The sequence below is a fragment of the Rhizobium beringeri genome (assembly GCF_004306515.1).
In the GTDB taxonomy this organism is placed as follows: domain Bacteria; phylum Pseudomonadota; class Alphaproteobacteria; order Rhizobiales; family Rhizobiaceae; genus Rhizobium; species Rhizobium beringeri.
Genome location: NZ_SILG01000005.1, coordinates 65,743 through 90,275, shown reverse-complemented (window position 1 = coordinate 90,275; position 24,533 = coordinate 65,743). Strand labels below are relative to the sequence as shown.

Below are 24,533 nucleotides of genomic sequence, written 5' to 3'. Positions count from 1 at the left end.
ATTGCTACTACAACAGCGCTTCTCTTACAGCCGTCACCGCCGCCAGCGCTGTCCGCGTCCGCGTCGTGCTGACAAATTCCGGCCAGCTCGACAGGACAACCGCCGCGAAATCCGCCACCGGGTCGATGTAAATCAGTTGCCCGAAAACCCCGCGGGCCATGTAGACGCCGCGTGCAGTATCCTCGATCCAGAACTGGTTGTGATATGCGCCGGCCGGCAGAACCTCTTGATAGATGCCGCCGAAGAGTTTCGGATCTGCCCCGAACCGTGTCCCGGCAATCCACTCGCTGGGGACGATACGCCGCCCGTTGATCTCGCCGCCGCGAAGATGCAGCAGGGCGAAACGAGCATAGTCGCGAAGAGTCGCATTGAACCCGCCGTCACCCAGAGCATAGCCCGCAGCGTCCACGGTGAAATAGGCGTCTTCCTCCGCCCCCATCGGCGCCCACAATTCACGGCTGACGAGTTCTGCAAGCGGGGTAGCGGCGGCGCGCTCGAGAACGAAGGATAGTACATCCGTCTCGATCGAGCGATAGCGGAAGGAGGTACCGTGCGGGCACTCTAGATCCTTCAAAGACAGGACCAGGTCCCAGATATTCTTGTGCCAGTTCGGGTTCTGACCATTCTTCCAGCCGCTGGCGACATCCAGCTGCGCCATGTGGGAGTCGGGCGCAGTGTAAGTCTCGTCGAAGACCACGCCGCTGGTCATGTCGAGCACGTGCTGGACAGTAGCGCCGCGGTAGGCGGTCGCCTCCAGCTCCGGCAGATAATGCGTCAGGGACGCGGCCGGGTCGACCACTCCTCGGCCGATTAGGATGCCCGCCACGGTGCCGACGACAGACTTGGCAACAGATTGCGACAGGTGCTGGGTATGCGACGTCATGCCGTTCAGGTAGTGCTCGGCAACGATCTTGCCGCCATGGAGCACCAGGAAACCATCGGCATAGCTCGTCTCGAGGAAGCTGCCAATGGTATGGGCCTCCCCCTCCGCCACGAAGGGAATGACATCGATATCCCGAAGATCGGCCAACAACAGGCTTGCTGGCCCCGCTCCGCGCCAGACCTTTGTGGTCGGCAGCAGATCCCGGACATGTTGGAACGTCCAGCGATTCCAGGGCGCGCGGTCCCAGTCTTGCCTCGGAAAGAGAGGATTGCCGGGTGCAGTCGGATCACGGAATGGCGAAATACTGGTCATGCATGCTCTCGTTTGCGGTTTGGGATGGATCAATCGTTACGGCGGAGATAGCTGCCTCCGACGAACTCCCCGAAGAGGGTGCCCATGTCGCTCATCATGGCGAAGTTCGCCTTAGCCTTCGGCCCTAGTTTGATGGCAACGGCGTCGATGAGCAGATTGAGTACCACACTGAGGCTTGCCGTAGAATCCCAGAAGGTTTTCACATGGGTATGCGCCTCAAAGACGAAGCGCGTATAGGCAAAAGCCCAGTGACTGAACTTGTCGGTGACGATGACCAACGGCATGTCCATCGACTTCAGCTTCTCCAGCAGCTTGATGCCGCGCGTCGCGTACGAGGCCGTGTCAACGAGAACGACTGCGCTCTGCTTGGGATCTGCATTGATGATCTCGCCAAACGTGCCCGAAGCGTTGTCGATGAAAATCACGTTAGAGCGCGCCCAGAGCAGGCGGCTGGCGAAATCCATGGCCAGCCCCTTCGAGGCCTGGAAGCCGACGACATAGATGGTGCGCGCCTTCGCGAGCAGGTTTGCGGCCTCGTCCCACGCGTCGGTGGTAGTCAAGGCGTAGGCCTTCACGATAGCGTCGAGTTCCAGCCGCAGGCTTTCCTGCAGCATCTGCTGTCGGCCTTCGCGCATCGGAAAGCGGGCCATATAGTCGTCGACTTCGCTGTCCTTCTCCGCGACCGCGACGCGCAACCGCTTCTTGAGGTCTCGCAGGTTCTCGAAACCGAGGCCACGAACGAACCGCGTGACGGTCATTTCGCTGACGCCCACCGCCTCAGCTATGCTGCTGCCGGTCTCGAAGGGCAATATCTGGATATTATCCAAGATATAGGCGGCCAGGCTTTGCTCCGAGGGCGAGAAATCGGACATGCGGTCGCGCAAGATCGCTTCGATGTCTATCTTCTGCTCAACGTCGCTCGATCCCTTAGCATTTTTGCCGCTTCGTGCTTTCACCACAGTGACAGACTCCTAGAAATCGCCGGCGTGAATGGCTGGACGCCCCTGCCCCCAGACGCCGGGAGTTCTGTCCACCTCTTCCTCGATTTGCCGCGCCGCCGCAAGCAGCAGATCCTCCCGTCCGAAACGGGCGACAAGCTGAATCCCGATCGGTAGACCATCCCGGCTGCGTCCAAGTGGCAGGGAAATTGCGGGCTGTCCCGTCGCATTGAACAATGCAGTATAGGTCTCCTTCGGCGCAAGATCATTGAATACATCTTCCGCATCGATGCCCGCTCGATCGGGATCAAACGTGCCGATTAACTCCGGGAGCATTGCGGTGGTCGGTGTCAGCAAGAGATCATATTCTGCAAGGAAGCGCCCGACCTGCCGCGTCACCCGATCATAGGCGGCAAGCGCGTCGATAAGCTGTGCACCGCTAATGCCAAGCCCCCATCGATAAAGAGCATATACGCTTGTGCCAAGCATTTCCTTGAGCGAGCGGTTCATATGCCGCGCCATCGCCGGCATATGCGCGGCGGCGTCGGCGGCCCAGATGACCTTCTGCGCCTGGAGGAAGTCCGGATAGTCGAAGTCCGGCGACGCCTCCTCGACATGGTGGCCAAGGGATGAAAGCCGCTCCGCTGCGGATCTGGCCGCGGTGACAACCTGCGGGTCGATCTGCACACCGGACCACGAGCGCGTGCAAAGGGCGATGCGCAGCCCCTTCGGCCGTCGCTTGATGGTATCGAGATAGGTGCGCACTGGCGGCACGATCTCATAGCCGTCGCCGGCATCCGGGCCATGGCACAGGTCGAGCAGGGCTGCTGTATCGCGGACTGAGCGTGTCAGCATAAAGACCGTTGCCAAGCCGAGAAGCGGGGCATTCCCATTCGGCGCGCCCGTAACCCGCCCGCGTGAAGGTTTCAGACCGATCAAGCCGCAGAACGCGGCCGGATTCCGAATCGATCCACCGCCGTCGCTGCCCTGCGCAAAAGGCACGATGCCGGCGGCAACAGCCGCGGCCGCGCCGCCGCTGGAACCCGCAACACCGCGCTCCGGATTCCAAGGATTGCGCGTTGCGCCGTAGAGGGCGGATTCCGTCACCGCCGGCACGCCGAATTCGGAACTCGTCGTGCGGCCGACATTGTTTAGGCCGCCGGCGCGCAACCGCGTCCAGTAGACGGCGTCATGGCCGGCGCGGAAACCTTGTGCGAGTCGGCTGCCGAAGTCGGCCGGGCGGCCCGCTTCGATTGGGAAGTCCTTGGTGAGGGTGGCAATTCCGCCGAAGGGGGTGGCGGACGCCACCTCCGGCAGGATCTCGAGCGCGTCCGGATAGAGTTCGATGACGGCGTTCAGTGCAGGGTTCACGGCCGCGACGGCCTGTTCGACGCACCGGCCGAGCTCCTTTGGCGTGACCTCGCCTTTCGCCAGCAGGTGGGCGAGGCCGGTTCCATCATGGGCTGCATATTCATCAAGGCGCATGGGTCACTACCGGTTGTGAAGGTGGAATTGTCCGGGCCGCCGGCAGCCGAGCGAGCGAGCCGACTAGTGCCTGAGTATAAGGGTCCTGCGGCGTGAACAGGACATGCCGCGCCACTCCCTGCTCAACGACGCGCCCGGCTTTGAAGACATAGACACGCTGGCACAGACTGCTCACTACGGCGAGATCGTGCGAGATGTAGAGCAGCGTCAGCGAGCGCTCACGCTGGAGCCGCACGAGCAATTCCAGGATCTGCGCCTGCGTCGTGACATCGAGGGCCGAGGTGATTTCGTCCGCGATGAGAAGCTGCGGCTTCAGCGCCAACGCTCGGGCAAGGCCGACGCGCTGGCATTGGCCGCCGGAAAGCTGCTGTGGCCGTCGATCGCGCAGGCTGCTCGGCAATTCAACCATATCCAACAAGAGGTCGGCCTCTTTCCGCGCCGCCTTTCGGTCCGCGATACCATGCCGCCAAATCGGCTCGGCGACGGCCTCGGCAATGGTCAGCCGCGGATTGAGTGAATCGTACGGGTTCTGGAACACCATCTGCACACGGCGACGGAACGCCGTCAGTGCCTCGCCGCTGAGCAACCCAACATCCTGACCGTCCAGGCGGATTGCACCGCCGCTCGTGGTGTTCAGGCGAATGATCGACCGGGCAAGCGTGCTCTTGCCGGAGCCGCTTTCGCCGACGATGCCAACTGTTTCGCCGGTATTGATCTTAAGATCTATGCCGTCAAGAGCGCGGAAGGAATTGCTGCTTCCGAAATTGTCGAGCAAACTCTTCCCGAAGGGAAACGTCACCGAGAGGTTTTCGACGTGGAGCAGCGGAGTTGCCTGATCTGGATCGACCGCCATGCTATAATTCTTGCGGCCAGGCTGGGAATCGATCAGTAGCCTTGTATAGGGGTGGCGTGGCCGGTTGATGACCTCGTCGATCGGCCCCTGCTCTACCACCTCGCCATGGCGCATGACCACGACGCGCGAGCAGATATCCGCGACGACGCCGAGATCATGCGAAATCAGGATCATCGCCAGCCCGCTCTTTCGATTGAGCTCCTTGAGCAGTTCCAGGATGCGTGCCTGCACCGTGACGTCGAGAGCGGTCGTCGGCTCGTCGGCGATCAACAGCTTCGGCTGGCAACCGATTGCAGCGGCAATCATCGCCCGCTGTTTCATTCCGCCAGAAAACTCGTGCGGATAGGAGCGAGCGCGCTTTTCCGGCTCGCGGATGCCGACGTCCTCCAGCAGCTTGATCGCGCGTTGTAAGCCTTCGCGCTTACCGATCCCGAGGTGACGGATCATCGGCGCCGCGACCTGCTGACCGATGCGGCGCAGTGGATCGAGATGCGATGCCGGGTTCTGGAAGATCATGCCGATGTCGCGGCCGCGAATGGCACACAGATCGTCGTCGCCGAGCGTCAGCAGGTTGCGTCCGTCGAGCTTAACCGTGCCGTCGGCGCGTGCCGTAGCCGACAACAGCCGCATCACGGCGCGGCAGGTCACGGATTTGCCCGAACCGCTTTCGCCGACGATGCCGAGGATTTCTCCCGGCTGGAGCGTGAACGATACGTTCTTCACCGCTGCGAAGCCAGCGAAGCTGACGCACAGATCCTTAACGTCAAGCAGCGGCGGCTTGTCCGTTTCCGGCCCGCTCATGCCGTAACTCCCGTCCGCTGTATGTGCCCCAGTCCATCACCGAGCAGAGCAAATCCCAGGCCGAGCGAAATGGCCGCCAATCCCGGAAACAGGCAGATCCACCAGGCTTGCTGCACGAAGGCCTGACCGTCGGCGATCATCACGCCCCATTCAGCGAGCGGGGGCTGCGCGCCCATGCCGAGAAAGCCGAAGCTTGCACCGGCGAGCATGACGAGCACCGCGTCGCTGGCTGCGTAGGCGATGACCGGTCCGATGGCGTTCGGCAGCACATGATGGCTGAGGATGGCGATTGGAGCATAGCCGAGGCATTTTGCCGCCTGAATGTACTCGCTTTCGCGGATCGTCAGTACCTGCGCCCGCACCAACCGCGCATAGCTGACCCAGCCGACGAGGGTCAGCGCCAGGATGAAGTTGAGGAGCCCCGGCCCGAGCACGCCGACAATGGCCAGCACGAGAACAAAGAAGGGGAACGCGACGGTCAGGTCATAGATGCGCATGAACACGTTATCGACCACACCTCCGAAATAGCCGCTCAGCAGCCCGATCGTCGTGCCAATCAAGAGGGGCGGAAGCACCCCGGCCACGCACAGCAGCAGATCGACCCGACTTGCGAAAAGTACCCGCGAGAAGACGTCGCGACCGACTTGGTCCGTGCCGAACAAATGAGCGGCACTCGGCGGCGAAAGCATATTCATGATGTCGATGGCATCAGGATCATAGGGCGCGATCGCCGGGGCGGCCAGCGCCGTCAACAGCCATCCGCCGAGAATCACCAGTGCAACCAGCATGGTAGGGGTAATGTTGGGAACCGACGGTGCGGTTTGCACCACAATCGGACTGTAATCCATGGCAATCTCCTCAAAGCCGAACGCGCGGGTCGATGAACGCGGTGAGCAGGTCCACCATCAGCGTGATCAAGACGGTCGAGACCGCGAAAATAAGCGTCAGGCCCTGCACGACATAGTAGTCGCGACCGAGCAGCGCGTTGACCATCAGCGTGCCGAGGCCAGGCACCGCATAGACGGTTTCGACGATCACGGCGCCGCCGATCATGAAGCCTACCATGACGCCGAGCAGGTTGAGCGTCGGCAGCACAGCGTTCGGCAACATGGTCTCCCAGAATATCTGCCGCTCTGTGGCGCCCTGCGCCCGCGCGGCTGTGACGAAGTCGGCCGTTGTCTTTTCGATGAGGGCGGCGCGAAGGCTCTGAGTCAGAACCGGCACCAGCCAGATCGCGGTCGACAAGGCCGGCAGGAACAGGTGATGAAGATGGCCGGTGAAACCGGTGCCGTAGCCCGAGACGGGAAACCAGCCGAGGCTGACGCCGAAGACGCGCGACATCATGATGCCCAGCCAGAACACCGGGATTGTGAGACCGGCAATCCCAACCAGACGAATGATCTGGTCGGCCATGCCGCCGGGACGCCGGGCGCCGACAATGGCGAGCACGACTGTCGGTGGGATGGCGAAGCACAGTACATAGCCGGTGAGGAACAGCGTCGGCCACATGAACTGTTCGATAAGCTGGCTCACCGGTCGCTGAAAGCGGAGCGACAGCCCGATATCGCCCGAAGTGAGATTGGCGAGATAGGTCAGAAACTGCCGCCAGAGCGGCAAGTCTAGGCCATATTGCGAGCGAATCGCCGCGATGGTTTCAGCACTCGCCCTCTCCCCGGCAAGAAGCCGCGCGGGATCGCCCGGCGCCATGTGCACCAAGAGGAACGTCACGAGGCTGATACCAGCAAGCACACCGATCAATTGCAGCAGGCGCCGCGTAATGAGTTGCAGAAGGGGCAATCCGGTTCTCCTGTTCAAGCGTCAGGGGCGAAGGCGACTCACTGGCCGATGGAGGTTTCTTCCAACGTCCACTGTAGCGAGGGCGTCAGCTTGAGACCCTGGAGACGCTTGGAGTAGGCAACCGGGTTTGGCGCATAGTAGAGGGGGATCTGTGCCACCTCCTCTGTGGTGATCTTCTGAATCTCCTTGTAGATTTCCGCGCGCTTGGCCCGATCAGCCTCCTTAGTGCCCTGCTCGACGAGCGCGTCCACCTTCGGGTTCGCATAGAAGGTGTTGTAGGAGTTCGAGCCGCAGGATCCGCACACGGCCCAGCGCACGGCAAGGTCTGGATCGGGGGTCTCGTTGTACCACCAGTTGGCTGCGGCGTCGTAATCGCCTTTGCCGGTCGCATCCCACCAAGCGCCGCTATCGACATTAACAATCACCGGCTTTAACCCGATCGCTTGCCATTGGGCCTGGATTAGCAGCGCCGTCTGCTGGGACGGCCCATCGGCGGCCGCCAGGATCTTTACCTCGCGCCCCACCATGCCGGATTCGGCCAATAATTCCTTTGCCTTGGCGGGATCGTGCGGGATGCCCGGATAATCCTTGTCATGGAAATCGAGGCTGCCCGGCAGCGTGGTGTTCGCCGGTTCGGCATAGCCACGCGTGATGGCCGCGGCCATGGCCTTGTTATCGATTGCCAAGCCTGCCGCCTGCCGCGCTTTCGGGTTGGAGAAGGGCTCACGCTTATGGTTTAGCAGGGTCATGTAAATCGTCGTCGAAGGCTCAAGCCGCATATCCACCGACTCGGCCGCCTTCAGCTCATCGATCTGCGCCCACGGTACCGCGCGCACCACGTCGATCTCGCCTGCCTTCAGCATGGCGATGCGGGTTTCGGGAGATGTGATCTCGATCAGTTCCACCGTGGCGTTCGACTTCGGATAACCCTTGCGCCAGTAGTGCGTATTGGGTTGGAGAACGAGCTTCTCGTTCGGCTTCCACTGTTTGACTTCATACGGGCCGGAAGTAACCGGGACCGTGGCGAAAGCTGCCTCTTCGCCGCGCTTCTCGACATCGGTCTTCGAGATGATGCCCATGTTCCAGATTTCCGCGTTGCCAAGGAACGGCGCGAAGGCCGACTTGAGTGTGACTACCGCGGTTTTCGCATCCGCCACTGTCACCGATTCCACGGCCCCCAGCGGCGCAGGATAAGTCGATTTCCTGTCGCTCCGGATACGGTCGAGGCTGAAGGCCACGTCGGCAGCCGTGATCGGAGAACCGTCCGAGAACTGGGCATCGCGCAGATGGAACGTGTAGGTTTTGCCGTCCGGTGAAATTTCCCATTTCTCGGCGAGCCCCGGCTCCAGCGCACCCGTTTCGGAGTTGCGGCGCAGAAGGCGCGAATAAAGTTGGCCGTAGGTTTCGATGTTGCCGGCCGCCGAGGAGCGCATCGGATCTAGCGTCGTAGTCTGGTAGGGCGAAGCGATGCGAATCACATCGTCGGCGAAGGCCGGCACGGTCCAACATAAACCCATAGCGACGAGGGCAGCGCCGTGCAACACCGCGCCCGCACCCCGTGGGCAGAATCCGCTCAAGGAATTCATCTTGTTCTCCTCCCGATATTCCTTTTGTGCCTTTCGGCATGAGGAGAGGTTATGTGGGATTATTAACTTTTGTCAACCTTCAAGTTGTAAATATAACATAATCTCGTTTGTGGATCGCAAGCCCCAGCACCTTAGCCAGCGACGGCGACGAAACGCACGAAGAGGACGGCGACGCATTCTTCGAGAAGCCGAGCCAGTCGAAAGTGATTCGAGGGCGGCATTTTGAGGCCGATGGTCGTGCAGGCGCTGAGCTAGTACTTGCGCTATTAGCTCAGCCACCGAGACCTTGAAGAGAAGTTCCAGGAGCGCGGCTTCGAAGTGGACCAAAGCATGATCAACCGCTGGTTCCTCGCCTTTCGATTGAGAACAGATGCAGTCCGGCCGACCCCATTGCTGTCGTCCTCGATTCGCCTCAAGTTGTCGATGACGCCTGCAACGTGGTCGCTCGCCGAGGCGCGGTGCGGCGCGGCGCGGGAGCGCAACATTGGCCAATGCGCGCGGAGCTGGAACCTAGTCTGGATTGCTGACACCGCGTTGATCAGCCGGTTGCAACGAGAAACTCTGCGTCGTCACCGGCCCCGTGGCCTGGCCGTTACGATGTCAAAATGATCGATTTACAAGATCGTCAACTGCTCACTGTGACTTGGCTGAAGGTCGGGGCTAGGCCGCCGAACTTCCCGTCGTTGAAGCGGAGGGTGCGCACCTCGTCCTGGAAATCGGCGCAGGATTGCCGCCAAACTGACCCCGGCCAGACCAGCTCCACCGAGGCGTCGAACGGCCGATAGACGGCGGTGTACAGCGTGCCGCAGCGATGTCCGTAGTTTGTCTGGTAGATGGGGGGGCGCTGGAAGCCGGAAAGAACCTCCTTGATACTCGCCGAGAGCGGCAGCAATTTCTCCACCGCCGCCGCGCGCTCGACCGAATTGGTGATCTCGGCGTGGCACGCCCATTCTACGCCGTGCTGGTGGTTGGTGCTGACGCGCCGCTCCACCACTTCCGCCGGACGATCGGGGTTTACGTAGACGGTCGCGTGGTTTCCCTTACGGTCGATCAGCGCGATGGAATAGGACATGTGCACGGGAATACTTCGGAGCATGGCGACGGCTGCGGCCGTGGTGTTGGCAAACTCCAGCACGTAGCGCAGCACCACCGGGATGCCGAATCCCTCCCCCGCGGCTGTGCGCCCGCCGAAGGCGAGCGAGACCGCCAGCCCGTCCTCGTTGATGCCGTCGAGCACGCCCCAAAGGCAATCGACCACCGCGACGACGCGCTTGCCGTTGAAGCGTGACGCCAGCCAGGTCCCTTGGAAAAGCCGCGGGCTGTAGTCGTAGTTGCGAATGAGCGAGGGCTCCGCACCCGTCACGATCGCCTGCGAACATCCGCCCACATAGAAGGGCGGGCACCACATGGACAGGAAGCGGGCTTCCAGATCTCCGCCTCCGGCGGTCTCCACGATAGCCTCGTAGGTCGGCAGCAGTCTCGGCATATATGTCCGCAATGCCTTGAGGCTGTTGGAATAGGTCGGGCGTGAACGGTCACCGTCGCTCACGAACCATCGGCTGTAGGCAGGCCAATGGCGATCGAACACCCGGCGCCATTTGGAACCGGGCACATCTTCGTTTATGGCTTCGAACTGCAGATACATGGCGTCCTCCTGAATCTTCAACGGACCGGCTCCGTCGCTTCGTCGCCCTGGATTTCGGTGAGCGGCTTGCTGGCATAGATGCGCTTGATGCCCCCAACCCAGTTTCTAGTGCGCTCGTTCAGCTCGGCTTCGTCGTTCATCGCCCGCCCGCGCATTAAGAGTACTCCGAAGTAGGCGCCCAAGTAGAGGCTGTCGCCCGGGCCTGCGAGGCAAAGGAAGAATGCCTCCTCCTCGCTCTCTATCTCCTCCCATTGACAGGCGAAGCGGTCGTAGGACACGCTGTTGTCCGCCGCCATTCGGTAAATGCCCGTCGCCGGCGCATGGGTGACGATTTCGTTGAGCTTCTCGGTCTGCTTGATCATCACCTGCAACCAGGGTTCAATGGATTCGTTACAGGCCCAACGATCGTTCAGGTCCTCAACGTCGATGTCGTAGGCGATATCGGAAAATTCCATCAGGTGAAACAGGAAGAGCGGAGCATCGGCATATGCGAAGGGGGCGTGATTGGTCAGCGAGCTTGCGCCGGATATGCGCGGATTGAGCTCGCCGAGATAGACCTCGTTGTTCTCATCGATGAGGAAATCGACGTCGAAATAGCCGCGATAGCCTTCTTTGCGCAACTGGTTGCCGAGTCGCTGAACCATGTTGCGCGCCTCGGCGCGAACCTTTTGGGGAAAGGCGTCGGCGAAGATTTCATTGCCAGCCCAACCACCCTTGTGGTGCGTCAGCTCCGGGTTACCGACGATTTCGGTCATAAGCGGGCCGACGAGCGTACCAGAAGTCGTGGTGCAGGCCTCCATGGTGGCGCTACGGCATTTGATGCGCTTCATGATCTTGACCTCGTTCTCCGCGGCAATTTTCGCGGCGTGAAGGTTGTAGTCATCCTCGCTGCCGATGTAGTAGGTCGTTTGGCCGCTGTCGCCGAACGCGGTTTGAACCACGAGATCGGCGCCGATGCCGGCCTTTCTCGCCGAAGTAAGAAGTTCCTCATAGGTGCGAGCGGGGCCAAGGGTGTTGGGGACGGAGCGCACGCCTGCCTTGTTGCCGATGCGCACGGTCTCTATTTTGTTGTCGCAGTGGTGGCGCAACTTGGCCGGAGGATGCCAGATCTCGATGCCGAGTTCCTTGCAGATTTCTTCGGTCTTCTCGTCGAACATCAGGAAGACGGCGGCCGGGCGGCCGCCGCGCCTGGTGATATAGTCGATCACCTCCGGGTGCTGGAGCAGGTGGTTGGTGATGTCCTCGATGCTCTTCGGTTTGAAATCGGGGATTTTGGAGGGAGCGAAGACGTTTGGATGCCGCCCGTCGAAGGGGTCGACGTAGCAGATGTACTTGAAATTCGCCACCCATTCGTCCATGCCCATCAGATTGAAAGGCGACACTGAGACGAAATAGATCGGACGCTTGTTGTGGCGCATGAAGTCGCGAAGGTCAGCGATGGTGCGAATGCCTTTCATAATTAGTCCTTGTTGTTCAAATGTTTCTTGCGCTTGATCGTGGTTCTTTTCTTCGTCCTTCGTCGACATAGTCTGCTCCAGATGAGTGTGATCGATCTGCTAGCGAAAATCAGGACGCGCAGATGTGGATTGGCGCGTGACGGATGAGAGACCCCATGTTTTTGAAGAAGCACGCTCACGACTCGCCTCCATGATCGGGAGTGGACTTTCTTGCGCTCGATAGTTTGCTGAGCGTTTCCTCCCTGTAAACCCGCAAACCCCGTTCCTGATCGAAGCCGTGTATTTCGCGAACATCGAGCGCGCGCAGGTATTTGAGGCTCGGAATGTCGATCACCTGACCCGGGCTGAGAATGGGCGAGCCCGGCGGATAGGGGAGGACGAGACTCGCAGAGACCACGACGCGGCCCCCGGAGATCGCGCGTTCGACGTCGGCGGGCTGGAGATATTCGCAGTTGTCATCTTCCATGGCCAGGTCGTTCGCCAAGCCCATGTCGCCGTCTCCGGTCTCCATATTCGGGCGGAACACCTGATGGAAAGATGAAAAGCGTGGCAGGGGCTGTTGCCGAGTCAGCGAGCGAACTTTATCATCGTGAATGCTCCGCTCTATTTTGGAGAAATTGCGCGCTCTTTCTTCGCAGTCGAGCGCGATCTTCCGCAGCTCCTGAATGAAAATGGCAACGTCGGAGCGCGTGGTGCCGATAGTGGTGATGGCCAATATGGTATTGCGCGTGGTCTTGTTGATTTGGACATCGCACTTATCCATCAGGTGCTTCTTGAGCGTGTCGCCACTCAAGCCGGTCGCGCTGATGTCCAGAGTGATATGCGTCGGGTCGAGGACGAATTCATCCGTCCGCCAGGACTTCTCGAAATTTCTCCAGCCGGACTTCTCGTCGAAATAGGATTCCGCATTCGACTCGCGATATTCCGATGGTACGAGATCGCCGACGCCGAGGACCCGGAAATACTTCGAAAGCAGCGGATCGCGTGACACTTGCTGGCGCAGGCTCATGGCGCGTTCCAGCTGGTGCTGGACGCACTTGTAACCTTCCATCTCCACCTGTGCGCGGGCAAGGTCGAGCGTTGCCAGGATCTGGTAGTTTGGTGAGGTTGTGGTATGCGTTTTATAGGCATCGCCGAAGGCTTTCTCGTTAAAATCCTGATCCCTGATGTGGATCATCGAGCCCTGGCGCAGTGCCATCAGCCCCTTGTGCGTGGACTGGGTCGCATAGACCCGGACCCGCGCCTTCGACGGATCTGCCAGGAGCGGCGTGTTCAGGATCCTTTCGTCGTCCGCCCAGGCTTCGGCGCCGAATTCGACGTTGAAGGCCTTATAGCTGGCGGCATAGTCCGGGTCCTGAAACATCGCTTCAAGCTCGGCGGCGGCTCCCATAGCCGTGCGCTGCCGATACGTCGGATTAAAGTAAGCAAAGGGGAACCAGGCCTCATCCCACAAGAAGGCAAGATGCGGCGCGATCGCCAGGCATTCCTTCATCACGCGCTTGGGGTCACAGACGATACCATCGAAGGTGGAGTTGGTGAGGATCAGCAGACAAACGCGATCGAGCGTGCCGGCATGCTTGTGGTCGAGAAGTTTCCGCTTCAGTTCCTCCAGGGGCACTGCGCCATAGATGGAATAATCGTTCAGCGGGTAGGCATCCAGATAGTCCACCCGCGCACCCGCCCGCATCAGCCCACGATGCACTGATGTGTGGCTGTTTCGGTCGACTATTACCACATCGCCTCGCCTGACAAGGGCCTGCACCACGATGTTGTTAGCCCCCGAAGTGCCATTGGTGCAAAAGAAGGTGCGCTTGGCACCAAAAGCGCGCGCCGCCTTTTCCTGCGCAATCTTCAGCGGGCCACGTGGCTCGAGCAGGGAATCCAGGCCGCCCGAGGTAGCGGAGGTCTCCGCTTGGAACAGGGTCGGGCCATAGAACTGCGCACGATCACGGATCCAGTTCGAATTCATGATCGATTTGCCGCGGGAAGCCGTCAAGGCGTGGAAGTTGCTTATCGGCCGTTTAGCGTGACCCTTTACGCCATTGAACCAGTCAGCATCGTAGCGCCGTGCGACGTCGCGCATGATGGAGGGATAGAGTTCGTCGCAGTCTGCCTCACGGTAGAAGACACGCTCAAAAGTCTCGCCCATGCGCGCGGCGATGTCTTCGACATTCGAGTCGGCGACGAGATAGAGGTCGACCTCTGGCCTAAGCTTCGCAATCTCGCGGCCGAGCAGCGGGCCGCGCTCGGACTCCGAAGTGGCCTCGAAAAGGACCTCCAGCTCGTCGAGAACCGAGTGCAGCGTGTCCAGATGACAATCCTGCGAGCGGAAGGCAAAGCCGTCATGGATAACCACGGCTTGGAGGATAAGGTTGACACGCAGTGCGTTCAGAGCATCCTTGAAGGTCTGGACGAAGACAGCGTCGAAGGCGAAATCGCCGATCCCGGTTTTGCGCTTCAGACTGCGGCGTAGGGCCTTCTGCTCGGAGGACGACATCTTGCCGACAAACAGCACCTCGGAGTAGCGCTGACGGTGGGCCAGGCTGGCGATCTTCTTTCGAACCCCCCGAGCCAGGAGATGCGCCCTGACCATTTCCTGTCTCTGTATCATCCCCCCCAGCTTGGCGAAGGCGCGTGCACCGGGATAAGCCTGGTAGGCCTCTATTGGAGACAGAATCTCGATAACGCGCGTCACCTGCTGAGAAGTTGTAATGAAATCAGCATGGTCGGCGGAAATAGTCGAAAGCCGCCCCAGATTGTCTTCCAATGATTTCCAATTGTCAGAGCGGAGTTCCGAAACGCTGAGACAATTATTTATCGATGTTTCGGGGGTACTCGTTGCCATCGTCTTCTCCGTTCGCTCTCCGCGGGGTGGATGCCGCGACATCGGACGCGGCGGGTTCCGTCGCAGCCCGAGAACAATTTTCAAGCGTCGTGCCAGTTAAGCCGATTGATGGGGGCAGAACCGGAATCTGATGCTGCCGCAAACACTTAGCGGGATTAAATACCGGACCGAAGAATCTTAAGGCGTGTCAAGAAGCCGACAAAGGTGACGACAATCGCGCATATGTCGTGAGGCTCCTGAAGAAGCCGCAGAGGGCGAGCCCCAATGCACACGCGCTTCTCGGTCGAATGAGCTGCGCTCGATTCAAATCCTGGCAGTGGAAATCGGCGCTGTGCTTCAGATTGGATGGCCATGGTTGCCGAAGACGCTGCTCCACGCTGAGATTCACGCGATCAATTACGGTGCTTTAACGGGCGACGAGATGTTCATCACGCTTGCCGAAACCAACAGGGCTGCGAGGCATATCCTCAGTCGTTAGCGGCGGTTAAACAGATCTCGAAAGCAGTGTTGCGCCTTGCCAAGCGCATGCAGACACCCCCTGTCGCAAAGCTGACAAAGCTGTCGCACTGTGGACCCCCTGGCGAAGTGGATTCGTCCGAAATCCCCCAGCTAATCACCGCGCAATCGGCTTGGCACGACGAGTGCTAGGACCGGCTTAGACACAAGAACTGCATTCGGTTGGAGCCAGGGGACGCCTGCCCGCTGACATGTAGGTTCCCCAACCTGTGAAAGGAAGTATTGTGGGCCGGTCCTTGTTTGAAAATACCCTGAAGCGCGTCTTGGAAGCAGCCGAGCACCTGGATCTTGATCCAAGTGTTCTCGAAAAGCTGAAACAAGCTCTCGAGATGACGCAGGCGCGTCTGTCGATCCGCATGGACGACGGCTCGACCAAGTCCTTTTTGGCCTTCCGCTGCCGCTATGACGATAGCCTCGGTCCAACGAAGGGCGGCATCCGCTATCACCCGCAAGTGAACGCCGATGAGGTGATGGCGCTTGCACTAATGATGACCTCGAAGTGTGCCGTGATGGACCTGCCTTTTGGCGGCGCCAAAGGGGGCGTGAAGGTGGAGCCTCGCAGCCTCTCCAACACGGAACTGGAACGTCTCGCACGCGCCTACATCCGGGCTTTCGCCAGGGTCATTGGCCCGGATCGGGACATTCCAGCCCCTGATGTCGCGACCAATGAATGGACCATGGCTTGGATGATGGACGAATACAGCACCATTGTCGGCAAGAGGACGCCATCAATGATTACCGGCAAACCCGTCGTGCTTGGCGGCTCGCTCGGGCGCGACGATGCGACGGCACGCGGCGGCTATAACATCATGAAGCATAAAGCCGACACGCTGGGCTTGAAGCGTGGGCATCGAGTGGTGATCGTAGGAGTAGGCAATGCCGGCAAGCACATGGCGCAACTGCTCGCCGCCGACGGATACAAGATCGTGGGGGCCGGGGACTCCAAGGGTGCGGTCCATGTCCAAGATGGTCTCGACATTGGCGAACTGCTTGCCGCCAAGCGCCACGGAAGTGTCACTAGCATTGCAGGTTCAGCTGGTGTCTCCGAGATTCCTCGCGACGCGCTCCTGGCGGTCGAATGCGAAATCCTTGTCTTGGCCGGGATTGAGAATACGGTTCACGAGGGCAACGCGGGAAGCATCAAGGCCCGGCTCATTGTCGAACTCGCCAACGGCCCGATCACCCCGGAGGCCGACGAGATCCTCTCGGCCATGGACGTCGTAATCCTTCCGGATATCCTGGCGAATGCTGGCGGCGTCACTGTTTCCTACTTCGAATGGGTGCAGAACCGCCAGGGCGAACGATGGACCCTCGAACAGGTGCATGAACGGCTGAAGACGGCAATGGAAAGGGAAGCCGACGCCGTTTGGGCATATGCGCGAGACAAGAACATCACCCTGCGCACCGCTGCCTACGTTCTTGCGCTCTCGCGCATTGCCGCAGCTATGGAGGCGCTCGACGTAGAAGAGGAGGGAGACCACCGCCGCTCGGGTAAAGACGGCAGCCTGTGTGGCTCCGCCACTTGAGAAACGGCTCAAACCGCTGGAGGAAATACGATGGAAGCAACTGCAAACTCAACTGGAAGAAAATTGCTTACCGGATTTGAGAATTTAGGCAAATGCGGGCGCATTGCCTGTCGGAAAGTGGAGAAGGACAATGTCTAAATCTGAGTTTGAGCGTTTCATTGACGATCTGGGGAACGACGCTAACCTGCTGGAATACGTGAAAAAAAATGTTACCGGTCTCGCGTAGCTGGTGGCGAGCGGAAAGAGCCACGGCTACGATTTCACGATCGATGAGGCCAAGAGTTACATAAAGGCCAGAAGCCCGCGTGGCTTGACCGACAAGAAGGCCGATCAGACCGCGGGCAAGCACGGTTCGGACCTTGTGACCTCGATCAAAGCAGTCCAGACCATCGTGGCTGCCACCACCGCTGTTGAGGCGGCGCAAGCGGCAACGACTGTCTTTGAAGCCGCCGAGGCGATTGTCGTCGTTGCTGCAGTCCTCGTCTAGTCAAACCGTCACGGGGGTGTTCATTCACCCCGTGACCGATGAGAAAGTGGGAATGGGAGGTAACCTCGTGGCGCATTCTGCCAAAGAACACTATCGACAGATCTTTGATCGGCGGACACCTGGAGAGATGCGCACGTTAGCCCATATCAAGCGGTTCTTAGAATGCTTCCTCGGCGACGCGGGATTCAGGAGCGCGCTTTCGGAGAATCTCGACAACCCTCGTACCGCAGCTGCAGGCTACGGGATTGAAGTCGACCCGATGGAGATGCTGCCGCTCTGGCATCCAAACTACCTGAAATTCGATCGCAAGCCTGAGCGTGCGTCGTGGCCACTGGCTGTAGCTTGGCGTGAGTATATAGGCGAGATGGTGCACAATCGCGACCTTCTGCGGGACGAGGGCAATATGTCGGTGGCTGCGCCTCGGTTCCATGCGTGGCGTGAGCGCCAAATGCGCCGCTGCGAAGACGTGTTGGGCGATTGCTCGAAGTCCATTACGCACCCCGTCATCGCCTTCGAGCTGAGCGAAGGCTGCACCGGGGGCTGCTGGTTTTGCGGCCTCTCGGCGGGCCGGTTCAAGGACTATTTTGAATATAGCAAAGAGCATGCAGACCTCTGGCGCGGGGTGGTCGGCGCCGCGAGGGAAATGTTTGGTTCGGCAGCGAGCACTGGTTTCTGCTATTGCTCCACAGACCCTATGGATAATCCTGACTACGACCGCTTTCTCTTCGACTACTATCAAATCACCGGCACATTGCCCCAAACAACGACGGCTATGCCTCTCAAGAATCTGGCACTCACCAAGCGCGTGCTCGAGCTGTTCGAACGCTACCGCTGCGTGACCAATCGCTTTTCCGTGTTGAGCACGGAGCAACTCAATCAAATCCACTCGACATTTTCGCCCGAGGATCTCATGGGCGTTGAGCTCGTCCTGCAAGGCAAGGACATGCCAAGTTCAAAAGCTTTCGCCGGCCGCGCGCGAAACGAGAAACTCAGCGTAGCCAAAAACGGCGATGCAACACCCTTATCTAAGAGCGATCACACGACGATCGCTTGCGTTTCTGGCTTTCTCGTAAATATGCCGCGGCGGCGTGTGCAATTGGTGACGCCGGTACCGGCGAGCAGACGCTGGCCTCTTGGTTACCGCATCCTGGATGAACGTTTTTTCGAAACGCCAGACGAGTTCCAAGACGAAGTCCAAAGTATGATCGATGAGCACATGCACGATAGCCCACCTTCCAACCGGCCGTTCCGCTTCCGCGGGGACTTGCAGTACGAGGCCAAGCGCCATCACTTCCTCCTCCGCTCGCGCCACTGGGAGTATCAGGTGCCCGACAACGCCGCGTCGATCTCCGTTGGCGATCTGATCGCAGGTGGCCAATGTACAGCGTCGGAGATAGTTGCTCGCGTCGTAACGGATGGAGCGAGCGCCATTGGTGTTGCCGATGAGCTCGACCAACTGCATACGAAGGGGTTGCTCGAAGAGCCTGGCGTGGTGGCGAGGGCGCGATATGAGCACCGATGTCGCGATCGTGCTGGTGAACATGCCGATGTCAGCAGTTGAACGACCGTCGCTAGCGCTTGGTCTGCTGAAGTCGGTGCTGACGCAGGCCGGCCTGCGCTCGAGGACAGCGTATGCCAATATCTGGTTTCTGGAATACGCTGGCCTGGCCGACTACAGTGTACTTGAGACTTCCCCTCCGGAGGAAGCGCTTGTTGACTGGCTGTTCGCAGGTGTAGCATTTCCAGACTTCGAAACGGACCACGCCCGCTTCCTCGACCGGTATTTCCAGCGCAATCCGTGCCTGCATAAAAGTGAGCCCGGGCTTCGTGCGAAGTTCCTAGAGCTGCGTTCGCTCATCGGCGGCTTCATCGATTGGACATGCGGCAAGATACTGAGGGAGCGGCCGGCTATGGTCGGTTGCACCTCAACATTCACCCAGCACGTTCCCGCGCTTGCACTGCTACGCCGCCTGAGCGAGCTCTCGCCAGGTTTAGTCACTCTCATGGGGGGTGCCAATTGTGAATCCGTGATGGGACGTACTACTCATGCGCAATTCCCGTGGGTCGACTACGTCGTGTCGGGGGAGGCCGACAAACTGATCGGAGGGCTTTGTCGCGACATCCTCACTCACGGTCGCGACACCCCACCAGCCGACCTGCCGTTCGGCGTTTTCGGCCCAGCTCATCGCCAGACCGGCTATCCCGCCACGTTCACGGGAGACATGGTGCCCCGCGCAGTTGTCGAGGATATACATTCCCTGCCGCTGCCCGATTTCTCGGATTATTTTGCCGAACTTGAGCAATCGCTCTGCGCCGACCGCGTTTATCCCGGGCTGCCGATGGAGTTCTCTCGCGGCTGCTGGTGGCAGCGCAGCAGCCCCTGCACGTTCTGCGGCCTGAACGGCGCATCGATGACTTATCGTCAGAAACCGGCTGCACAAGCGCCAGAAGAGATGATCGAGATGTCCGCTCGCTACGGAACGTCGCGCATCGAAGCGGTCGATAACATTTTGGCGAATGACTACGTCGAGAAAGCGTTGCCTCGCCTCATCGCTTTATCCGAGAAGCTCGACATCTTCTTTGAAGTAAAAGCCAATTTGAAGCGCCATGAAGTCGAGAAGTTGGCCGCAGGCGGCGTCCGCTGGATCCAACCAGGTATCGAGAGCCTTGATAGCCGCGTTTTGAAGCTTATGGGCAAGGGAACGACGGCAGCACAAAATGTTCAACTATTGAAATGGTGTCGCCAGTTTGGCGTGCGGCCCATCTGGAGCGTCCTATGGGGCTTCCCCCGAGAGAGCGACGCTTGGTACGCTCAAATGTGCCGCTTGTTGCCATTGCTGCATCATCTGCACCCGGGACACGTTGTTAGATTACGCTACCAGCGCTTCAGTCTCTATCATCGCGCGGCCGACCAATATGGGCTGACGCTCAGTCCGGCGGCCTCCTATCGATACGTGTATCCGCTCTCTGAGCGCGATCTTGCGGATCAGGTTTACCACTTCGAAGACGGTGACGACAACGATGGCGGCCGTGAGTTCGGTCCACTTGACACAAACCGCCGACCCGGAGTTCAGGCGGTTATTCAAGGTATGGATGCCTGGAGCGAGGCATGGTGCGGCCTGACGCCACCCATATTATCGATGCGCGACAGCGGTGACGAGATTATAGTGGAGGACACACGCAATATAGCGGTGGAGCGTGAACAGCGAGTCAAAGGCTTGGCGCGTGAAATCCTGCTGGCTGCTGATCAAGGCATGCCAGAGGTCCGCCTGAGTCGACAGCTTAAGGGGGCGAACGTGATTGAGGTCGAGGAGGCGACTGCAGACCTTATAGCCCGCAAGCTGATTGTCCGGCTGGACGCCCGCTTGATAGGGCTTCCGATATGGAGCCCCTCTACGCCTATGCCGGCGCTGACTGCGTTTCCAGGAGGATATTTAGACCGACGCGGCTAGCCTGTGAAGTAGAAGGGTCCGATTGGTCAGTTCTCATTTCGGCGACCTTGTGGAGCGGCACTTCCTGTTCCCATTCAAACTCTTTGTCTGCGCATCACTCAAAGGAGAAGGTACAAGAAAATTGACCGAGAGAGACCACCTCTGCCGTCACGAATTCATCGCGCGAATGTCGGTCTGTCGCGAATGGGTAATCCTTGTCGGCTTCGCGCCGGAAGACCCGCGCCTCTTTCCCGGAACTGACGGTTGAGGAAAACTTGCTTATTCCGGCATGGGCAGCCGGCGTCACAGATGCGCAGCCTCGACGATGTCTATTCGCTACAGAAATCGTCGCATCTGGCGGGAAGCAGGATGCTTTTCTGGGGGCTGCTTCCTTCGCCCCGCTTGCGTTGGAGGAAAGCTGGCGATGACCACAAACCGCTTGCCTTGCTGCTCATTTTGTCCATTCGAATCTCCGTTGAAGATGGTGATATAGCATGCCTACGCGGCGCCATTTGCTATTGGTGAGAAATCAACAGGCGCGATCAGCCTACCTTTGCCGATGTGCGATTTTCATCTTGAAGATTTCCCTCGTGAGATCGACCTGACCGGCTTTGATCAATCGGACCATCGCACGGAAATAGCCGCCCGCGTTCTTGATCGGATCAGATCCTGGCGCTGGCCGCGTTTGCATCTGCACCACGTAAACGAGCGTGGCAGACGCACAGAGCGCCCCGATTTCACGGGTTGCTTCCTCCCAGCCGGACGCGGACACCCCAAAAGCGCCCCGCATGCGCGACACGCCCATAATCAGGTCTCGGTCGCTGCGCACGTCGCCTATAAACTCCATCGCATCGGGGCAAGCTGTCCCCAAATCGCCGGCGTTTAAGCTCACACTCGCCCGTTCCGGATCCTTCGGATTATCATTGCCGTTGTTACAAGACTCGTCAGGGGCATATTTGTTGTTGTCTTTGTGGCGGCATGATTTGCCGGCAGAGGCGGCATGAAATTTTCCTTCCGCCTCTTCCCTGATCGTGCGCCAGGCATCTCGGGCGTCGTCCGCCGATCCCGCTCCGGACCTGCGCGGTGTTACTCTGGTAAGCTCAAGGGCACGCGCTCTTAGCTCGCTGACGTCGATGCTCGGGAAAGTCTCTGCAAGTGTCTTGAGCGCCTCCTGCGCCGATCTGCGATGGATGGTGAGTTCGTCGAAGGCCGCTGACCGCTCGCGCTCTTTGTCTTCGATCACCTGGAGCTGATCGTGAAGCTCAGGCAGCCTTGCGAGAAGAGGGGAGAGATCGAAGCCATATGCCTTCACGATTTTGCCCCGCGATCGCTGAGCGAACCGTTTGCCATTCGGACTATCCTTCGCGCCGATCACTCCTGCGTCGAGCAGCCGTTCAAGAGCATAGCGGACAGACCGCTCCGACATCCCTGTGCGCTCGACTAGGAATGCATTCGAGGGCCAGATGAGCATCCGGTTTTCAATCAGCTCTCCGCCGAAGACGCCGACAAGCTGGTCGAGGACGGACCTGCAGTTCGACGACAGTTTCAACACGCGGGCAGCCATGCGCGCTGCCTGATAAAGGTCTTGCTTGTCAGCTGTAGCTGGCTCTGCGGCCGATGATAGTATCGGCTTTAGAGCGCGCCAGCCGGACGACTGTGCGCTTCTCATAGTTATCCCTTTCACAGGGCAACGCTTCGCCGTTCGCCTCAAAGTAGGCGTTGACAAATCAGCGTGATTTGGGATAGCCAGAAGTGCATGTTAGCTCTGGTGTCCCAATGGTCACTATCTAATCTCGAAGGCTCTGGGATTGCAGTCCTGGAGCCTTCAGCGTTTTAAGCCCTTGCTATCGTTCCTGAACCAGTTTTTTGAGGGCAGCCGCAACGGCCTCAGACCGATTGCGGAAGTCACCCGACTTGACCAGTTCGTCCAAAAGTGTCGTCAGACCGGCTTCAATCCATAGAAGCACCTGTTTCTCGCCCTGCGCTTCACGCTTGAACCTATATCTTTCCGACGCTGTCATCTCGGCTGTGCCCATGCTCAAACTTCCGAATCAATCAAATCATCACATCGCTAGTGACGTGCCCGATTCTGCTTGTTTGTGAAAGACCTAAATTTCGGAACCGCAACTTGAAAATCAATCGTACAATGCCCACGCCAATGCGATTGCGATGGGCGACATCTATGTAAAAACTTGGGTTTCGCGATTGCCGGTTTTGCGAAGCCACCAGATCCGACGGCAGCTTGCATGACGTCATAAGATCTCTGTGCCGGTGCGACAGCGTGCGCGCTCAATCCATCCAGAGTCACATCAAGAAGAGCCAGCCCGATTGGACGATCGAACGCTACCAGCCCGAGCCGATTTCACCGCTTCTTGGGAGCGGTTTGAGAAACTCATCTGCTGGATCATATTGGGAATGAATCAAGTCGCGCAGCGACCAAATCAGGAATGCTTTAAGGGCATTTCGCGGCTCAGTCGAAACGTCAACGTGGTCGCTTTCTCGGCAGCTATCTATCGGCCCACGGGGAGGTCGCCTACCTTGCCTCATGGAGAAATGTCGAGCAGTTTCGAACATGCCGAAGACGAAGATCGCACCAGACAATGCGGAAGAGATGCATTTCGTCACCATGACCTTCCGCGGCAAGAATGGTCTCGGAGGTGTAGAATAATCCCCCGGCGATCTCTGACCAGAACCGGTCAGTTCCTACCGACCAAAGCGCGGCCTCCAGCCTATCAGCCGAGCTTGAGACGGTTCGGCGCATCGCCGAAATAAATATTGCGTTTGCTCCTTGGACTTCCACCTTCTTCCGGAAGCGCTTGGTATCGGTCCCTCTCCCACTGGTTCCGGACATCGACCCGCCATCCGAGCCGATCGCGAAAGACGGCGGCGCGTGCCCGAAACATTTCGTCGAAAGCACGTCGATCGGTCTCGAGCATGTCTTTGGTGAGTATCCGCAACATATCCATCCCTCCTGATGTGCTGACGTTTCACAACAGGAAGCCGACCGGGAGCAATCTGGATATTTCACCAGGTTGACCGGTGCTTCGCTTTGCCTTTCATTTTCGCGCAACTCAGCCTGCTGCGATTTCACCACCGGCTACGAAACGTACAATGCCAACGGGACCTTTTCGGCGACAGGAGGACCATAGACCCTACAAATCCAGAACATCACAGACGCTTGAGTAAGCCCTCAATCCGTGCAATCAGGAGAATAGCCATGTCACGCATCACAACGAAGTTCACCGGCCAAACAGGTCGTCGCGGCAAAAAGATCGCTGCAAGACTTCTCATTGCCATCTCCTCCATTATCGCAACCGCTATACCCGCGGCAGCACGACTCGTCTTTTCGTCCGATTGCCGGAACCATCAGCCTATCGCAGTCCCGCCACCACAGAATGCCATCCTGTTCACCAAGCAGCCGGTACCCCATCCGAATGGAACAGCGTCGGTCTTTACGATCAACGGATTGGACACCTATGTCATTCCGGCGGGGGCCAACTCCTGCGTAGTTGCAGCTCCCCATGCCAATGACAATTACTGCTTCATTGCCCGCAACGACAACACAATCGACGGCGTCGGTTTCGCCCCCATTCAAAATCCGGGCGGTCTGACTGCCTGCCAGTAAGAGGCGAAACGCCTCGGCCAAACGGTTCACTCCCCGCGCTTACGCGAAGGTTGAGTCGGGGAGTGGATAACGACGGATTGAGATGCTCGCGCCGCATCACGAAAACCGATACGGAGGCCTGCGTCGGGACGATCTCGTGTTCGGCGGCACGTCCCCCTCACCCGCCGCCTCTCCTGTGCCTCGCGCGATCGACGGCAGGAGCTCTTCGAGTGCCATCTGAAGACATTTGCCGGCATTCTGCAGGCGATGCCTTGGTGACCTTAATCTAATGTTTGGTCAGGCAGGTCCGATGATGCCCCGATGGGCGCACTCACGTCGCAGATTGTTCGTGCTTGCCGACATCAGT

General features: G+C 59.2%; 17 protein-coding genes and 3 pseudogenes. 7 read left to right on the top strand and 13 right to left on the bottom strand.

Annotation, left to right across the window (positions count from 1 at the left end; all coding sequences use genetic code 11):
- Window positions 1-7: 7 nt before the first annotated feature.
- Genes ELH03_RS33180 through ELH03_RS33150 form a run of 7 tightly spaced genes read right to left on the bottom strand, consistent with a single transcriptional unit; the run spans window position 8 to window position 8,655 of the window.
- Complete coding sequence (locus tag ELH03_RS33180) at window positions 8-1,195, bottom strand: serine hydrolase domain-containing protein (RefSeq protein ID WP_130654388.1); 1,188 nt, start codon at window positions 1,193-1,195, stop codon at window positions 8-10.
- Window positions 1,196-1,224: 29 nt separating this feature from the next.
- A complete protein-coding gene (locus ELH03_RS33175) occupies window positions 1,225-2,151 on the bottom strand; it encodes a MurR/RpiR family transcriptional regulator (protein ID WP_245493635.1) in 927 nt (308 codons plus the stop codon).
- Window positions 2,152-2,166: 15 nt separating this feature from the next.
- Complete coding sequence (locus ELH03_RS33170) at window positions 2,167-3,618, bottom strand: amidase (RefSeq protein ID WP_065276864.1); 1,452 nt, start codon at window positions 3,616-3,618, stop codon at window positions 2,167-2,169.
- The gene (locus tag ELH03_RS33165) at window positions 3,608-5,272 is read right to left on the bottom strand and encodes an ABC transporter ATP-binding protein (RefSeq protein ID WP_065276865.1); all 1,665 of its coding nucleotides are present in this window, start codon (window positions 5,270-5,272) and stop codon (window positions 3,608-3,610) included. The genes ELH03_RS33170 and ELH03_RS33165 overlap by 11 nt, the downstream gene beginning before the upstream one ends.
- A complete protein-coding gene (locus ELH03_RS33160) occupies window positions 5,269-6,120 on the bottom strand; it encodes an ABC transporter permease (protein ID WP_065276866.1) in 852 nt (283 codons plus the stop codon). Before ELH03_RS33160 ends, ELH03_RS33165 begins: the two co-directional genes overlap by 4 nt.
- 10 nt (window positions 6,121-6,130) lie before the next feature.
- The gene (locus ELH03_RS33155; RefSeq protein ID WP_130654390.1) at window positions 6,131-7,069 is read right to left on the bottom strand and encodes an ABC transporter permease; all 939 of its coding nucleotides are present in this window, start codon (window positions 7,067-7,069) and stop codon (window positions 6,131-6,133) included.
- A gap of 38 nt (window positions 7,070-7,107) precedes the next feature.
- Complete coding sequence (locus ELH03_RS33150) at window positions 7,108-8,655, bottom strand: ABC transporter substrate-binding protein (RefSeq protein WP_065276868.1); 1,548 nt, start codon at window positions 8,653-8,655, stop codon at window positions 7,108-7,110.
- A 203-nt stretch (window positions 8,656-8,858) separates the two neighbouring features.
- Here ELH03_RS33150 and ELH03_RS38235 point away from each other — a divergent pair.
- Window positions 8,859-9,012, top strand: a pseudogene (locus tag ELH03_RS38235) (IS6 family transposase); the annotation flags it as partial.
- A 268-nt stretch (window positions 9,013-9,280) separates the two neighbouring features.
- Here the strand turns inward: ELH03_RS38235 and ELH03_RS33140 are convergent.
- From ELH03_RS33140 to ELH03_RS33130, 3 genes are all read right to left on the bottom strand, one after another.
- Window positions 9,281-10,321, bottom strand: coding sequence for a C45 family autoproteolytic acyltransferase/hydrolase (locus ELH03_RS33140; protein WP_065276869.1), 1,041 nt, complete (start codon window positions 10,319-10,321; stop codon window positions 9,281-9,283).
- Window positions 10,318-11,757 (bottom strand): biotin carboxylase, encoded by a 1,440-nt coding sequence (locus ELH03_RS33135; RefSeq protein WP_065276879.1) that lies wholly within the window; start codon window positions 11,755-11,757, stop codon window positions 10,318-10,320. The genes ELH03_RS33140 and ELH03_RS33135 overlap by 4 nt, the downstream gene beginning before the upstream one ends.
- A gap of 175 nt (window positions 11,758-11,932) precedes the next feature.
- A complete protein-coding gene (locus ELH03_RS33130) occupies window positions 11,933-14,524 on the bottom strand; it encodes an aminotransferase class I/II-fold pyridoxal phosphate-dependent enzyme (protein ID WP_368389698.1) in 2,592 nt (863 codons plus the stop codon).
- 815 nt (window positions 14,525-15,339) lie between these two features.
- Between ELH03_RS33130 and ELH03_RS33125 the strand changes: the two genes are divergently transcribed.
- From ELH03_RS33125 to ELH03_RS33110, 4 genes are all read left to right on the top strand, one after another.
- Window positions 15,340-16,644, top strand: a complete 1,305-nt coding sequence (locus ELH03_RS33125; RefSeq protein WP_130806985.1) for a Glu/Leu/Phe/Val family dehydrogenase — start codon at window positions 15,340-15,342, stop codon at window positions 16,642-16,644.
- 310 nt (window positions 16,645-16,954) lie between these two features.
- Window positions 16,955-17,131: a hypothetical protein gene (locus tag ELH03_RS38230; RefSeq protein WP_245511909.1), complete on the top strand. Its 177-nt coding sequence runs from the start codon at window positions 16,955-16,957 to the stop codon at window positions 17,129-17,131.
- Between the two features lie 127 nt (window positions 17,132-17,258).
- On the top strand, window positions 17,259-18,692 hold the full coding sequence (locus ELH03_RS33115; RefSeq protein ID WP_438269956.1) for a radical SAM family RiPP maturation amino acid epimerase: 1,434 nt from the start codon (window positions 17,259-17,261) through the stop codon (window positions 18,690-18,692).
- Window positions 18,640-20,583 carry a RiPP maturation radical SAM C-methyltransferase gene (locus tag ELH03_RS33110; protein WP_130806879.1) on the top strand — a complete coding sequence of 648 codons (1,944 nt, stop codon included), beginning with the start codon at window positions 18,640-18,642 and terminating at the stop codon, window positions 20,581-20,583. Before ELH03_RS33115 ends, ELH03_RS33110 begins: the two co-directional genes overlap by 53 nt.
- Window positions 20,584-21,109: 526 nt before the next feature.
- Here ELH03_RS33110 and repC read toward each other — a convergent pair.
- The 3 genes and pseudogenes from repC to ELH03_RS33090 form a co-directional block, all read right to left on the bottom strand.
- A complete protein-coding gene (repC, locus tag ELH03_RS33100) occupies window positions 21,110-22,231 on the bottom strand; it encodes a plasmid replication protein RepC (protein WP_065276874.1) in 1,122 nt (373 codons plus the stop codon).
- A 175-nt stretch (window positions 22,232-22,406) separates the two neighbouring features.
- Window positions 22,407-22,598 carry a ribbon-helix-helix domain-containing protein gene (locus ELH03_RS33095; protein ID WP_065276875.1) on the bottom strand — a complete coding sequence of 64 codons (192 nt, stop codon included), beginning with the start codon at window positions 22,596-22,598 and terminating at the stop codon, window positions 22,407-22,409.
- Between the two features lie 783 nt (window positions 22,599-23,381).
- Window positions 23,382-23,522 (bottom strand): annotated as a pseudogene (locus tag ELH03_RS33090) (acyl-homoserine-lactone synthase); the annotation flags it as partial.
- 257 nt (window positions 23,523-23,779) lie between these two features.
- Between ELH03_RS33090 and ELH03_RS33085 the strand changes: the two are divergent.
- Both ELH03_RS33085 and ELH03_RS38830 read left to right on the top strand, forming a co-directional pair.
- Entirely contained in the window at window positions 23,780-24,187 is a 408-nt protein-coding gene (locus ELH03_RS33085) for a hypothetical protein (protein WP_065276877.1), read from the top strand.
- Between the two features lie 124 nt (window positions 24,188-24,311).
- Window positions 24,312-24,533: pseudogene (locus ELH03_RS38830) on the top strand (IS66 family transposase); the annotation flags it as partial.